The following is a 13654-nucleotide window of genomic DNA, read 5'->3' on the forward strand; positions in this document are numbered from 1 at the left end:
CCGAAAAGGTACCGTGACCAGATCGCGGGCAAATTCTTGACGCTACTCCGGCCCCTAAGGGCTTGCAGATCATTAACACGCCGTCTTGATCTCTGGCTGGGTAGTGATGCCTATCGATATTGCGAGCTGGTGGAGATCGTCGAGGCTGGCGAGGCGGTGCGGGCCGGGCTGGATGGTGTGTCCGGCCTGGTCCAGGAGCTGGCGGATGTCGCGGATACGCTTGTTGACCGTCTCGGGCCGGACTCCGAACAGGGCTGCGATGGCGACCTGGGGCAGGGCCAGGCGGTAGTGCAGGATGGTGGCCAGGAGCCGGTCGGCCAGGGTGAGGACGGGGCGGCGGCCGGTTCCCTGGCCTGCCTTGATGCGGGGGCGGTGGCCGCGGCGCTTGTCCAGGCTGGCCTCCCGCTGCTGGTCGTGCAGCGTCATCAGCGTGGCGGTCAGGGCGCCCCACTCGGCGGCCGGCAGCCCGGTCAGCGCCGGGTGGCAGAGCCAGGCCAGGTCGGGGCTGGGCTGGTCGAACGGGTCGGGGGCGCCGGCGTCCTGGTCGTAGGGCTCGGCGCGGAGGGTGTAGTTCCAGTCGCCGTGCCAGTCGTGGCGGGTCAGGGGCAGGGCGTCCATCTGCCGGCCGCTGACCGTGACGCCGGTTTCGTAGGTGCTGTCGTCCAGTTCGGCGCGGACCCGCAGCCCGGTGCGGGTGGTGGTCGCGGCGATGGCCTGCACGATGACCTCGTGGCTGGTCAGCGGCCGTCCCCGCCAGTTCATGGTGATGTGGGAGAACAGGCGGTGCTCGATCTTGTTCCACTTCGACGTCCCTGGCGGGAAGTGGCAGACGGTGATCTCCAGCCCGGTCTCGGCGGCCAGGGCGGCGAGCTCTGCTTTCCAGGCGCGGGTGCGGTAGCCGTTGGAGCCGCCCGCGTCGGCGGTGACCAGCAGCCGCCGGGCCTGCGGGTACTCGTCCCGGCCGGCGGCGTTCCACCAGCGGCGGACCGACTCCACGGCGAACGCGGCGGTGTCGTGGTCGGTGCCGACGCTGACCCAGCCGGAGTTGCCGGCGATGTCGTAGATCCCGTAGGGCACGGCCTTGCCCGAGCTGTCCTGGGGGAAGTCGTGGCTGTTCACCAGGACTGGCTGCCCGCCGGGGCGCCACTCCCTGCCCGCGTTGGCGAACTGGCCGACCAGTTCCTTCTTCTTGGTGTCCACGCTGATCACCGGGTCGGCGGCGTCCTGGTGCGCCTTGACCTGCTCGTTTATATACCGGAACTGCGCGTCCCGGTCCGGGTGCCGCTGGCCCTCGAGGGCCTTGGCGTTGCCCTGCAGGCTGAACCCCTCGGCCCGCAGCAGGTCCCCGACGGTGTCGGCGCCGACCCGGTGGCCCTGGCGGGTCAGCTCGCCCGCCAGGTTGCGGGTGGACTTCGTCGTCCACCGCAGCGGCGACATCGGGTCGCCGCGTTCGTCCGGCTCTACCAGGGCCAGCAGCGCCGGGAGCAGGCCCGGGTCCAGGTCGGCGGCCCGCTTGCGGCCCCCGCCCGGCCGCCGGACCCGGCCCAGCGGCTCCGCGCCGGCATCCATCTCGTCAACGCCCAGCGACACCGTGGCGTCGCGGACCCCGGCGGCCCGTGCCACCAGCCGGATACCGCCGTGGCCCAGCGAACGCGCCTCGGCGCCCATCACCAGCCGCCGCTGCCGCTCGTCCAGGTGCGGGAAGACCGCCTGGAACTTCGCCGCCAGCACCTGCCGGGTTCCCTCCGCATCGCCCATACCACGCCAATGTGCCAGATCCTGGGAAGCTACGGGTTATTTCTCTGCAAGCCCTAAAGGCCTCTTTGACGACCGCGACGGATGGCCGCCACCGGCCCTGGAGGTAATGGGGTCGTGAGCAGCGTGCAGTTCCCGCTCGCACAGTTCGCCAGGGTGGCGTCGACGTCGTGCAGGACAGCGGTCAACTCGGCGAGTTGGGCGGTGATCCGCTCCCGGACAGCTTCCAGGCGCCAGCGCTGGGAGGCGCAGGTTCCCCCGTTTTTGTCGTGGTCCTGCAGTGCCTGCGCTATTTCGTCGAGCGTCATGCCTAGAGCCTGCAAGCTGCGGGCGAGCAGGATCCGGTCAACGGCATCCGGGCGGTAATAGCGGTAACGCGAGCTGGCGCGGTGCGCCGGGGTCACCAGGCCGCGCCTCTCGTAGTACCGAACGGTGTCCACGCTCACGCCCGCTCGGTCGGCCACCTGGCCGATCTTCCACAAGCGCTCTTGACTCTGGTCCATGCTCCAGACTTTATCGTGGCGGCATCGGCAGAGAACTGTTATCTTCGGCCGCCGGCCAGAGTCAGAGAGGCATGCCATGACCACGCCCGAATCCGAGGTCAACCGAAGGATCGTCTGCGACATGACCAGCGCGCCCGACACCGGGATTGAGCGACTGGCAGAGTACGCCCGCCTGTTCGAGACTGCCTACCTCGGCCGCGATCGCGACCAGACCGGCGCACGCTGGCTGCTGCGCGCCGACCCGGGCGTCGAGGAATGGGCGCGCGACCTGGCCGAGCGGGAGTACGCCTGCTGCGCCTTCATGACCAGCACCGTCACCCGCGAGGGTGACCTGGTGATCTGGCACATGACCACGATCGACGACGAGGCCGCCACCGCGGTCTTGGACTTGTTCCACGACCTGCCGCTGCAGCCCTTGACCAAGCCATCCCAGGTGGAGGACGCCCTCGATCGCTGGTCCGCTACCGGCGTCCCGATCATCACACGCGAGGAAGAAACCGTGCGCCCGGCCACGCCCGAGGAAATCCGAAAGGGACGCCGCTGACAGCCAAGGAGGCCCAGTTAGGGCGCAGGCCTGCGGCGCACAGGGATGACTCTGGGCATGGCGTCGAGTAGTCAAGCGGGCACGGAAAGTAGTATCGGCTGCGGCTCCCGTCATGGGCGGGGGTGTGAGACCAAACCAGTGGAGGTACCAGATGGCCGAGCTCCCGCCGCCCCCAGAGGGAATTCTGCTGGCCCACTTCATCGTCTCGGACGACGTCGAGCGCTCCCGCCGGTTCTACACCGAGGTACTCGGCGGCCGGGTGGCCTTTCCCGGAGATCCGGTCAATGTTGCACTAGCCAACAGCTGGATCGTCATCAATACCGGCGGAGGACCGACGGACGACAAGCCGACGGTCACCCTGGAGGCGCCGCGCGACCCGGACCGGGTCAGCAGCTTCCTCAATATCCGGGTGAAGGACATCGAGGCGGTGTATGCCGAGTGGAGCGCCAGGGGCGCTCAATTCCTGACGCCGCCGAAACCGGCTCAGTGGCCATCGGGTACGTGATGATGGTTTGGCACTGTCTCCCGGACGGCCGCGAGGACCTCGCTTGAGACCTCATCGGGGTGGTCGAGCGGCAGGAACGTTCGGCCGCCTGGCACGGTGGCCAGGCTGGCCCGCGGGAAGGCCTCGCTCAGCTGCCGTCCCAGGTCGTTGTGGAAGTACGCATCCTTGTCTCCCCACAGGATCCGGACAGGGCCGGTGAACTGGCCGAACCGGCTGGCGGCATCAAGGAGGACGCGCGGATGGACGCCGCGCGCGAACTTGGCGAGGTCGCGGCGGATCGCCTTGCTGGCCAGCGGGCGTACCCAATCGCGGGTCAGGTCGGCGTCGAGGGAAGCGCTGCTGAGCGGTCCGAAGGCGAGCGGGCCCTGTCGCACCATTGCTGACCGCAGCCCCGGCTCCAGGCATGCGATCACCCCGGGATGGCGCAGCGCGTAGAAGAGCGGCGCGAGGCCCCGGGGAGGGAAGGTGCCAAGCGCGTCGCAGTTGGTCAGGACCGCGGCGCCGATCCGGCTGGTGTCGCCACCCAGCATGACCTGGCAGATCGCCCCGCCGGTGTCGTTGCCGACAAGAATGACGTTGCGGAGGCCGAGCGTGGCGATGAAGTCCCGGGCGAGGCCGGCGATCCCCTCGGGCGAAAGGTCCGCGCCTGGGTTCATCGGGGACTGGTGAGCGCCGAGGGGGAGCGACGGGGCGTAGCTGCGGACGCCTTCGGCGGCGAGCCGCTCGGCGACCGGTTCCCAGAGCCGGAGATCGACGAGCAGTCCGTGCGCGAACACAACCGGCGGGCGGGAACTTGAGGCAGGCCCGGCGGCGCGGTAGCGGACCTTTCCTTGCGGCAGGTCGGCCACGGCTAGACCTGTTGAAGCTTGCTCAGCGCTCATGTCTAAAACATACATACGGTATGTATGTATGTCCAGACCTATTAATGGTGGGAGAATGAATCATGCCTTCACCGACTTCCGCTGGCACGCAGGCCGCGGGCCGCCCCCAAGCTCGGCGCACGCAGGCCGATCGGTCCGCCGCAACCCGGAACGCGCTGGTGGCGGCGGCGCGCGGACTGTTCGCTGTGCAGGGTTTCGCGGAAGTGTCGAACGACGCGATCGTCGCGGCGGCCGGGGTGACCCGCGGGGCGCTGTACCACCAGTTCGAGGACAAGACGGCGCTGTTCGACGCGGTCCTGGACGCGGTTGAGGCCGATATCGCCCGGCGGCTCACCGATGCGGTGGCCGGTGCCGGGATTACCGATCCGGTCGAGGCCATGCGGTACGTCATCCGGACATGGCTGGACATCTGCGTTGAGCCGGAGATCCACCGGATCGCCCTCATCGACGGGCCGTCCGTTGTGGGCTGGGCGCACTGGCGGGAGGTGTGCCAGCGGCACGTCTTCGGACTGGCGCAGGCCCTCCTGCTAGGCGGGATTGAACTAGGGCGCATCCGCCCGCAGCCAGTCCGGCCGCTGGCGCACATCCTCATGGGGGCAAGTGACGAGGCCGCCCTGTACGTCGCGGAAGCGGCGGACCGCGCGCAGGCGCGTGCTGAGATGATCAGGGTCCTGGACGGGCTGATCGACGGTGTGGCAGCCTGACGTCAGCCCTAAGCTGGTCATAGTGCCAACCTGGGCCGGCTGGCTGTCTAGCTCGTGCGGGTCCGCCGGGGCGGCAGCGGGAAGAAGCCGCTCGTCTGCTTGAGGTACGCGGCGTACGCGTCGCCCTTGCTGCGCAGCATCCGCCGTTCGAGCAGCGCCTTGCCGCTGAACTTGAGCAGCAGCACGGTCATCAGCACGGGGGAGAACACGGTGGCAAGGCCGATCGGGCTGCCGAGCGCGAGCAGCCACAGCCCTGCCCAGACGCAGGAGTCGCCGAAGTAGTTCGGGTGCCTGGTCCACGCCCAAAGACCGCGGTCCATGACCTTGCCGCGGTTCGCCGGGTCGGCCCTGAACCTGGTCAGCTGCCAGTCGCCGACCGACTCGAAGGCCAGGCCGACGGCCCATACGACGATGCCGATGACGCCGAGCACGCCAAGGGGCGCGTGCTCGTACATGGCCGCCTGCACCGGGATGGACACCAGCCACATCAGCATGCCCTGCAGGCCGTAGACCTTGCGGACGAGGAACACGATCAGGTTGCCCCGCTTGTGCCGCATGAGGGACGTGTAGCGGGGGTCCTCGCCGTGGCCCAGGTTGCGGCGGCCGATGTACGCGCCGAGCCGCAGCCCCCAGACGGCGGTCAGGACGAGCACCACGAGCCGCCTGCCGCCGTCGCCGCCCGAGCCGGCCGACAGGCCGTAGCTGACCGCGGCGATGACGACGAACCCGGGACCCCAGACGATGTCGATGATGGACTGGTTCTTGATCGCGATCGCGACGGCCATCAGCGCCGCCATCACCGCCACCACGGCGGCCGCGGTCACGCCGAGGTTGACGCCGAAGTCACCCCAGGGAAAAGGCATCGTGCTCCTTACTTAAGGTCTGCGGCCAGGCTCTGGAACGCGTCCTGCGCCTCGGCGAACGTGTTACGGGCGCCCTCGCTGCTCGTCTTGAGCAGGCTTGCCAGGTCCGCCGGCTCGATGTCGCCGCCGGGGAACGTGACCGTCATGCCCTCGGACGTCTCGGCGTACCTGACGCCGTTCGCCCCGGCCACCACGGTCGCGCCGTTGATCTGGCTCCGCGGGTGGACGAGGGCCGCCGCCACCGGCGCGACGGAGTCGGCCGCCATCAGCGCGGCGTACCGCTGGTCCATGCCGTGCGCCGTCATCTGGGTGGTCGCGTAGGGGAGCAGCACGTTGGTGTAGACGCGGCGCGCCGCGCCCTCGACCGCGACGGTCTTGGCCAGCGCGATGACCGCGCCCTTGCTCGCCGCGTAGGCGGACACGGTCGGCTCGCCGAACAGGCCCGCGATCGACGACACCATGAGGATGCGGCCGTGGCCTGCCCCGCGCATCACCCGCGCGGCGGCGGAGGCGACAAGCACCGTGCCGAGCACGTTCACGTCGAGCACCTGACGGAAGTTGTCCAGCGTCGCCTTGTGGAACATCTGCGGCCTGCTGATCCCCGCGCTGGTGATGAGGATGTCCAGACGGCCCCACGCGCCGAGCGCGAGTTCTACCATGCCGTCCGCCGAGGCGGGGTCCTCGACCGCGCCGTGATGCGCCACCGCCACGCCGCCCGCGGCCACGATCTCCGTGACCACGTGGTCGGCCGGGCCGCGCCCGTCGGCGTCGACCTCGCGGTTGCGGTTGTTGACGAGGACGCGGACGCCGCGCCGCGCGAGGTCAAGGGCGAAGGCGCGGCCAAGACCCTTGCCGCCGCCGGTAACGATGGCGACCTGCTCGCCCCATGCGCCCATGCACTCTGCCCTTCCCTAGAATCTCTGTTAGTTGTAGTGTAGTTTTGCCGCGGTGGCAAGCGTCTTGCATGCCCTGGGTAATAGGCACTGTGTGATAGGCACTGCGCGAGCGTGGAAGGGAGTTGGGTCGGATGGCTCAGCCGGACGTCTGGGTGCTCGGCGGCTACCAGTCGGACTTCGCCAGGAACCTGCATCGCGAGGGCAAGGACTTCGCCGACCTGGCTGCGGAGGTGGTGCAGGGAACTCTCGCGGCCGCGTCTGTCGACGCCGGGCAGATCGGCGTGATCCACGTCGGCAACGCCTTCGGCCAGCTGTTCGCCGGCCAGGGACACCTCGGCGCGATGCCGGCCACCGTCCACCCCGGCCTGTGGGGCGTGCCCGCCGCCAGGCACGAGGCCGCCTGTGCCTCCGGCAGCATCGCCGCGCTCGCGGCCATGGCCGACCTGCGCGCGGGCAACTACGACGCCGCCCTCGTCCTCGGCCTCGAGCTGGAGAAGACGGTCAGCGGCGATCAGGCCGCCAGGCACCTCGGCGCGGCCGCGTTGATCGGCCACGAGGGCCAGGACGCGACCTTTATGTGGCCCTACATGTTCGACAAGATCCTTGATGAATACGACCATCGCTACGGCGTCGACCAGGCTCACCTGACCAGGATCGCCGAGGTCAACCTCGGCAACGCCAGGCGTAACCCGAACGCGCAGACCCGCGGCTGGACCGTGCCCGAGCTCGGGCCCGGCGGCGATCCGGCGGCGAATCCTCCCGTTGAGGGCCGGATCAGGCGGTTCGACTGCAGTCAGGTCACCGACGGCGGCGCGGGCGTCGTGCTTGTCTCCGCTGAGTTCCTTGCCCGTAACCCGTCGGCCAGGCCGATCGCGCGGATCGCGGGCTGGGGCCACAAGACGGTCGGCATCGGGATCGGGCAGAAGCTCGAGCGCTCCGCCGGCCAGCCGTACGTGATGCCGCACCTGCGGCAGGCGGTGCACGAGGCGTTCGACCGCGCGCGGGTCACCCTCGACGACATCGGCGCACTTGAGACGCACGACTGCTTCACCCCGAGCGAGTACCTGGCCATCGACCACATCGGCCTGACCGGGCCGGGCGAGTCGTGGAAGGCGGTCGAGGACGGCGAGATCGAGATCGGCGGACGGCTGCCGATCAACCCGAGCGGCGGCCTGATCGGTGGCGGCCACCCGGTCGGCGCCTCCGGTGTCCGCATGCTCCTGGACGCCAGCAAGCAGGTCAGCGGCACGGCGGGGGAATACCAGGTCGAGGGGATCGACACCGCCGCCACCCTTAACTTCGGCGGGTCGACCGCCACCACCGTCAGCTTCGTGGTGACGGCGGGCTGACCTGCCGGCCATCGTTTTACCGACGAGAGGAACCACCGTGAATGTCGAGCTGGTCGGCCGCATCCTGTCGACCCTGCCGGAAGACGACGACCACCCCTACCGGACCGGGCCCTGGCGCCCGCAGGTCCGCGAGTGGAACGCGGACGACCTTCAGGTGGTTGCGGGCGAGATCCCGGCAGACCTCGACGGCGTCTACCTGCGCAACACGGAGAATCCGGTTCACCCGGCCAAGAAGTTCTACCACCCGTTCGATGGCGACGGAATGATCCACGTGGTCGGGTTCCGTGACGGCCGTGCGTTCTACCGCAACCGTTACGTCCGCACCGACGGCCTGCGAGCCGAGATGGAAGCGGGCGGGGTGCTGTGGGCGGGCATCTCCGAGCAGCCGACGGTCGCGGAGCGGGACGGCTGGGGCGCGCGAACCCGGATGAAGGACGCCTCGAGCACCGACGTGGTGGTGCACCGCGGCGTCGCCCTGACCAGCTTCTACCAGTGCGGCGACCTGTACAGGCTCGATCCGTTCTCGCTGGCTGACCTGGGCAAGGAGGGCTGGAACGGGCACTTTCCGCTCGACTGGGGCGTGTCCGCGCACCCGAAGGTCGACGAGCGAACCGGCGAGATGCTGTTCTTCAACTACAGCAAGGAAGCCCCGTACATGAAGTACGGCGTGGTCGACGAGAACAACGACCTCGTGCACTACGTGGACGTGCCGCTGCCAGGCCCGCGCCTGCCGCACGACATGGCGTTCACCGAGAACTACGCCATTCTCAACGACTTCCCGTTGTTCTGGGACGAGGCGCTGCTCGCGAAGAACATCCACGCGCCCAAGTTCCACCGCGACATGCCGTCGCGCTTCGCGGTCATCCCCCGCCGGGGCGGCACCGAGCAGATCCGCTGGTTCGAGGCCGAGGCCACCTACACCCTGCACTTCGTCAACGCCTACGAAGAGGGCGACGAGATCATCCTCGACGGCTTCTTCCAGGGCGACCCGGAGCCGGGCGACGTCCCCGGCAGCGACAAGTGGGACCGCGCCTTCCGCTTCCTCGCCCTCGACCGGCTGCAGACGCGGCTGCACCGCTGGCGGCTCAACCTCAGCACCGGCCTGGTGAAGGAGCAGCAGCTCACCGACTCCATCACCGAGTTCGGCATGCTGAACGGACGCCACGCCGGCCTGGGCTACCGCTATGCCTACGCCGCCACCGGCAAGGACGGCTGGTTCCTGTTCGATGGCCTGGTCCGCCACGACCTGAAGGACGGCACCGAGGAGCGCTACGCGTTCGCGGACGGCGTGTACGGGAGCGAGACCGCCATGGCCCCGCGGGTCGGCAGCGCCGCCGAGGACGACGGCTACCTGGTCACCCTCACCACCGACATGAACGAGGACGCCTCCTACTGCCTGGTCTTCGACGCGGCCCGGGTCGCCGACGGGCCCGTCTGCCAGCTGCGCCTGCCCGAGCGGATCTCCAGCGGCACCCACTCGACGTGGGCGCCGGGCGCGGAACTGCGCCGCTGGCAGACCGCGGACAACGCCGCGGCGGCGATCGGGCTGTAAAACCGTCGCGGGCGCGCACGCTCGGTGAGCCTATGCCGGGGGGCTCGTGCCACGGTCTTGTCACCACTGGCGAGCACATCTTGGGCGTCCATGCGCAGATCAGGGAATGCTGCCCGGTACATCCGGAAGAACTTCAGTACGCCCTCCTTCGTGGGCGGGAAACCGGGCGTCTCCTCGTGCTCGACGAAATCGTCGGCCAGCAAGGCGCCGAACCCTTCGATGTCTCCCACGTTGATCCGGTCGTAAGAACTTCTCATCGTTGCCGAGTGGTCCATCGTCGTCCCTTCATTCTCGCGGGTGAAGCGTGCAAACCCAGGCGAGAGCGGCGCCCGCGAGCCTCCCTCCATACGGCCTGTGTCCGTCGAGGCGAGAGCCAGCCTCTGCACCGCCGGGCCGCCCCAAGGGCCGCAACACCCATTGACCAGGCACTCTTGCGGCGACGAGGCCTAAACCAGTACCGTCCCGGTACAGCCGTCCTACCCGCCCGTGGGCGGGACCAGACGAACGGGGAAATAATGGCAACGATTCTCGCTTTCCACGAGGTCGATGACGTGGAGCACTGGCTTCGCTCACCGAAGCGGCAAGAGATCTTCGGCCCCTTGGGCATCACGGGCCGGCTCTTCACCGACCCTGCCAAGACCAACCGGGTGGGGCTGGTCGTGGAAATCCCGGACATGGAGACCTTCCAGCGGCTCATGCAGTCCGACGAGGCGGCCGAGGCCATGAGAGCCGATGGGGTCCGGCCCGACACGCTCGTGTTGCTCGAGGAGGCTTCGGAGCACCTTTAGGATAGGCGGATCCGGCGCGAGTATCCGGCCTGGATTGCTTACTCAACGTGAGCGCGGATCGCTGAGCATGTGCTCCAGTGGATCCGGGCGACCTGGTGAACTGGCCCGCGCAGCTCAGAGGCAAGGGGCCGGGCTAAACGGTCAGCGTAACCGCTCCCACCGGGCCTGTCTGTGACGTCATCCGCTCCCGTCCGTGGCCCGTACGGCCCCGGAATCTGGCGCCCACGGACGTATAGCGGACGACGGCGGCCCGGAAACGAGCCTCGGACAGTGTCTGCGCTGGTCAGCAGGGTTCGTCTCGGCTTGGAGCGCTGGGCTGTAAAACCGCCGGCTCAGCCTGCGAGGGGTTTGAAGGTGGGAAAGGCCGGTGATGGGAGGTCAAAAGCACCGATTACCACGGGGGGACCAGAACATGTCTTCAGTAGCCGGCGGCACGTTGGACCTGGATGCGCTGCGCCAGGGGATGGAAGGCCGCGATCTCGAGGCCGTGATGAGCCTGTACGCCGACGATGCCGAGATTTCCATCGTCGATCAGCGGCACTCGCCCAGCCATCCGCAGGTCCTGCACGGCCGAGATCAGATTCGGATGTTCATGTCGGATGTATTCGGCAGGGATATCACCCACCACGTGGACCACATCGTGGCTGGAAACGGCACTGTCTCCTTCCTGGAGCGTTGTGAGTACCCGGACGGCTCTCGGGTGCTCGCCTCGACGGTCCTCGATGTTGACGCGGGCCGCATCGTCAGGCAGGAAGAAGTACAGGCATGGGACGCGGGCATGCCGGAACCCGGGTACCGGGACTTCGCGCAGCCGGACGAGGTGCGCACCTTCGAGAAGGGGCGAATGGAGCTAATCCACACGCCGGCCGGGGACGTCGGGCGGATGGTGCTCTCACCCGGCTGGCGATGGTCGGAGCATGTACGGCCGATCGCCGGCACCGAGTTGTGCCAGGCGGCACATACCGGCTACCAGCTCTCTGGGCGGATGCGGATCCAGCTTGCCGACGGGACGACGTTCGATGCCGGACCGGGCCAGGTCGGCAGTGTGCCGCCGGGCCATGACGCGTGGGTGATCGGCGACGAGACGGTGGTGCTGCTCGACTGGGCGGGCGCCACCAACTACGCGCAGGGTTAGCCGACCGTAGACGGGCCGCGGCAGGACGTCCGGCTCCTTCGCTGTGGCGTCACCGGGATCCAGCCAACCGGGGGGTACACGGGATGCTTTCACCGAGGGCAATTTACGGCGAGATCTTCAGCAACGACGAGGCGTTCCGCCTGTTCTGCTCCATCGCGGCGAGCGGCGAGGCCCAGGGAGGCTGGGAGAACGGCAGGATCGCCGCGCTGGTGCCTGAGTCTCTCAGTGACCTCGCGCCCAAGATCGCCAGGCACGGGGCCGACGAGGACAAGCACGGGCGCATCTTCAGCGCGCTGCTGCGGAAGCGGGGCCTCACCCCGGTGCCGGTGCCCGCCGATGCCGACTACACCATGCGGCTCGAGCGCACGGGCATCGGCCTAGCGCACAGCAAGCTGCGCGCCGCCCGGCCGTTGACCGAGGCGGACGTCATCGCCTACCTGACGCACAGCCGGGTGACCGAGCAGCGGGCGTCCGAGCAGATGCGGTCATTGCGCCGGCACTCGGCGGACCACGCCGACGTCAGCCGGGCGGTGGCAGTGATCTCCGCCGACGAGGACAACCACCTGGCCTACTGCCATGAGGAACTGCTCCGGCTCGCCGCGGCAGGCCATCGCCGCGACATCGAGTCCGCCCTGCGTGCTACCGCCCGCGCCGAGATCGCGGTCTACCGCGACGTGAGCAAGGCGGTCATGGCCAACCTGGGACGGACGCTGGGCTGGCCGAGGGCCAAGCGCGTCATCCTCGCCAGGGGAATCGACGCGGTCTACCACTACGAGCGGCTCGGCGGCTGGCACCGCATGGTCACCCTGCGGATGCCTGCCCGCCGTGACCCGCTCGGCACGCCCGCTTCCGCCGCACCCACGGCGCACCACGGCGCGTAACCCGCTGTAAAACCGTGGCGGTAAGTCCCGCCAGCATGGCGAGCATCTTCGGCCAGCCGTCCCGCTGGGCGGCGACGTTGCCTGCCGGGGTGCCCCCGAGGTTCGCGATGGTCGTCTCACCGGCGGGCTGGTACGGCTGCATGCCCTCGCCGTGACCCGCGCCCTGGTAGACGAAGGCCTGGTGCCGGTAGGGGTCGTGGACCATGTCCAGCTCCGCGACGATGGCGTTCGCCGACGACGCGGACCCCCAGATCGAGTCCTGGTCGCCCGCGAACGCGAGGACCGGGCCGCTGACGTGATCCAGGATGAGCGGCCCGGGGTCGACGACCTTGGGGCCGAGTATCCACGCGGCCCGCGCTTGGTTGTCCCCGGCCGCGTTCACCTCCGATGACGGCGAGTACACGACCGCCCCGTGGAAAAGCTCAGGGAAGTTCTCCGCGAGCAGGAGCGCGGCCTCGCTGCCCCGCGAGTAGCCCATCGCGAGGACGTGAGCCGGCTCGACCTGCGGCTGGCTGGCGAGGATCTTCCCGGCCGTCTCGAAGTACTCAAGCGGAATCCCGTCCAGCGCTGACGGCAGCCCGGGCCAGTCGAAGTAGGCGACGGTCAGTGCCGGGTACCCGTGGGCGGCAAGCAGCGCCGCCCCGTACACCTGGCTCATGCCGCCCTCCGCACCGCCGAAGACCAGCACCCCGGCGTGGCGCGGGGTTCCGGCCGGCGGCAGGAACAGTTCACCGGCGACCTTGTCCTTGGCGAGGGTCAGCGTCCGGACGGTCTCGCCCTTCGCCATCCACTGCCTGGTCACGGTGCGGGACGCGAGCTTCGCCCCCGACGAGGAGGTGACGGTCAGGGTGACCGCATAGCCCGGCTGTTGCTGTGGTGCCGGGGGCGTGAAGTACTGGTCCTGGCTGGCGGGCGCGACCGGGGTCATCGACCAGAACAGCCCCATCCCGTCCTTGCCCTGGTAGGACCCCGACTTCGGAGCGGTCTTGGCCAGGTCGACGGTCCCGTCCTGGCCTGCGGTGTAGACGGCGGAAGCCCGCCAGGTGCCCTTCTTCACGTCGGTCGCCTGCGCGCTGACGGTGACCTGCTCGCCCGCGGACAGTTCGCTGACCCGGACGTCGATGGCCTGGTCCGCCAAGGCGCCGGGCTCGCTGACCTGGATCGCCGCCGGCTTGGCCGGCGCGCCGCCACCGCAGGCGGCCAGCCCGCCCGTCAGCAGCGCCGCCGCCAGGGCTGCGCGCAGGCCCACTGGTTTCTTGGCGGATTCCGCGACCACGGGCTCACGCTAACCGCGAGAG

14 protein-coding genes and 1 pseudogene are annotated in these 13654 nt (G+C 69.2%); 8 read left to right on the top strand and 7 right to left on the bottom strand.

Annotation, left to right across the window (positions count from 1 at the left end; all coding sequences use genetic code 11):
• Positions 1–72: 72 nt before the first annotated feature.
• Together EAS64_RS27735 and EAS64_RS27740 are read right to left on the bottom strand one after the other, a co-directional pair.
• On the bottom strand, positions 73–1758 hold the full coding sequence (locus EAS64_RS27735) for an ISAzo13 family transposase (RefSeq protein ID WP_145857189.1): 1686 nt from the start codon (positions 1756–1758) through the stop codon (positions 73–75).
• A 53-nt stretch (positions 1759–1811) separates the two neighbouring features.
• Positions 1812–2258: a MerR family transcriptional regulator gene (locus EAS64_RS27740; RefSeq protein WP_187366222.1), complete on the bottom strand. Its 447-nt coding sequence runs from the start codon at positions 2256–2258 to the stop codon at positions 1812–1814.
• A gap of 76 nt (positions 2259–2334) precedes the next feature.
• Here EAS64_RS27740 and EAS64_RS27745 point away from each other — a divergent pair, with 76 nt between their 5' ends.
• Positions 2335–2802 carry a hypothetical protein gene (locus EAS64_RS27745; protein ID WP_187366223.1) on the top strand — a complete coding sequence of 156 codons (468 nt, stop codon included), beginning with the start codon at positions 2335–2337 and terminating at the stop codon, positions 2800–2802.
• Between the two features lie 151 nt (positions 2803–2953).
• Positions 2954–3307, top strand: coding sequence for a VOC family protein (locus EAS64_RS27750; protein WP_145857709.1), 354 nt, complete (start codon positions 2954–2956; stop codon positions 3305–3307).
• Here the strand turns inward: EAS64_RS27750 and EAS64_RS27755 are convergent.
• Positions 3286–4188 carry an alpha/beta fold hydrolase gene (locus EAS64_RS27755; protein WP_145857712.1) on the bottom strand — a complete coding sequence of 301 codons (903 nt, stop codon included), beginning with the start codon at positions 4186–4188 and terminating at the stop codon, positions 3286–3288. The genes EAS64_RS27750 and EAS64_RS27755 overlap by 22 nt on opposite strands.
• 62 nt (positions 4189–4250) lie before the next feature.
• Here EAS64_RS27755 and EAS64_RS27760 point away from each other — a divergent pair, with 62 nt between their 5' ends.
• Positions 4251–4892: a TetR/AcrR family transcriptional regulator gene (locus EAS64_RS27760; protein ID WP_145857714.1), complete on the top strand. Its 642-nt coding sequence runs from the start codon at positions 4251–4253 to the stop codon at positions 4890–4892.
• Positions 4893–4939: 47 nt separating this feature from the next.
• Here EAS64_RS27760 and EAS64_RS27765 read toward each other — a convergent pair whose 3' ends face one another.
• Together EAS64_RS27765 and EAS64_RS27770 are read right to left on the bottom strand one after the other, a co-directional pair.
• A complete protein-coding gene (locus EAS64_RS27765) occupies positions 4940–5755 on the bottom strand; it encodes a DUF1295 domain-containing protein (protein WP_145857716.1) in 816 nt (271 codons plus the stop codon).
• A gap of 8 nt (positions 5756–5763) precedes the next feature.
• Positions 5764–6651: an SDR family NAD(P)-dependent oxidoreductase gene (locus EAS64_RS27770; protein WP_145857718.1), complete on the bottom strand. Its 888-nt coding sequence runs from the start codon at positions 6649–6651 to the stop codon at positions 5764–5766.
• Positions 6652–6782: 131 nt separating this feature from the next.
• Between EAS64_RS27770 and EAS64_RS27775 the strand changes: the two genes are divergently transcribed.
• Together EAS64_RS27775 and EAS64_RS27780 are read left to right on the top strand one after the other, a co-directional pair.
• Positions 6783–8000 carry an acetyl-CoA acetyltransferase gene (locus tag EAS64_RS27775; RefSeq protein WP_145857720.1) on the top strand — a complete coding sequence of 406 codons (1218 nt, stop codon included), beginning with the start codon at positions 6783–6785 and terminating at the stop codon, positions 7998–8000.
• 37 nt (positions 8001–8037) lie between these two features.
• Positions 8038–9552: a carotenoid oxygenase family protein gene (locus EAS64_RS27780; RefSeq protein WP_145857722.1), complete on the top strand. Its 1515-nt coding sequence runs from the start codon at positions 8038–8040 to the stop codon at positions 9550–9552.
• Positions 9553–9596: 44 nt separating this feature from the next.
• Here the strand turns inward: EAS64_RS27780 and EAS64_RS47625 are convergent.
• A pseudogene (locus tag EAS64_RS47625) lies at positions 9597–9899 on the bottom strand (ester cyclase); the annotation flags it as partial.
• Positions 9900–10067: 168 nt separating this feature from the next.
• Between EAS64_RS47625 and EAS64_RS27790 the strand changes: the two are divergent.
• The 3 genes from EAS64_RS27790 to EAS64_RS27800 all read left to right on the top strand — a co-directional run bounded on the left by EAS64_RS27790 (position 10068) and on the right by EAS64_RS27800 (position 12356).
• A complete protein-coding gene (locus EAS64_RS27790) occupies positions 10068–10340 on the top strand; it encodes a hypothetical protein (RefSeq protein ID WP_145857726.1) in 273 nt (90 codons plus the stop codon).
• Between the two features lie 490 nt (positions 10341–10830).
• The gene (locus EAS64_RS27795; protein WP_246115898.1) at positions 10831–11475 is read left to right on the top strand and encodes a nuclear transport factor 2 family protein; all 645 of its coding nucleotides are present in this window, start codon (positions 10831–10833) and stop codon (positions 11473–11475) included.
• Positions 11476–11558: 83 nt separating this feature from the next.
• A complete protein-coding gene (locus EAS64_RS27800; protein WP_145857731.1) occupies positions 11559–12356 on the top strand; it encodes a ferritin-like domain-containing protein in 798 nt (265 codons plus the stop codon).
• Here the strand turns inward: EAS64_RS27800 and EAS64_RS27805 are convergent.
• Positions 12277–13632 carry an acyl-CoA thioesterase/BAAT N-terminal domain-containing protein gene (locus EAS64_RS27805; protein WP_145857733.1) on the bottom strand — a complete coding sequence of 452 codons (1356 nt, stop codon included), beginning with the start codon at positions 13630–13632 and terminating at the stop codon, positions 12277–12279. The genes EAS64_RS27800 and EAS64_RS27805 overlap by 80 nt on opposite strands.
• Positions 13633–13654 lie beyond the last annotated feature (22 nt).

The organism is Trebonia kvetii, from assembly GCF_007827045.1.
Classification (GTDB): Bacteria; Actinomycetota; Actinomycetes; order Streptosporangiales; family Streptosporangiaceae; genus Trebonia; species Trebonia kvetii.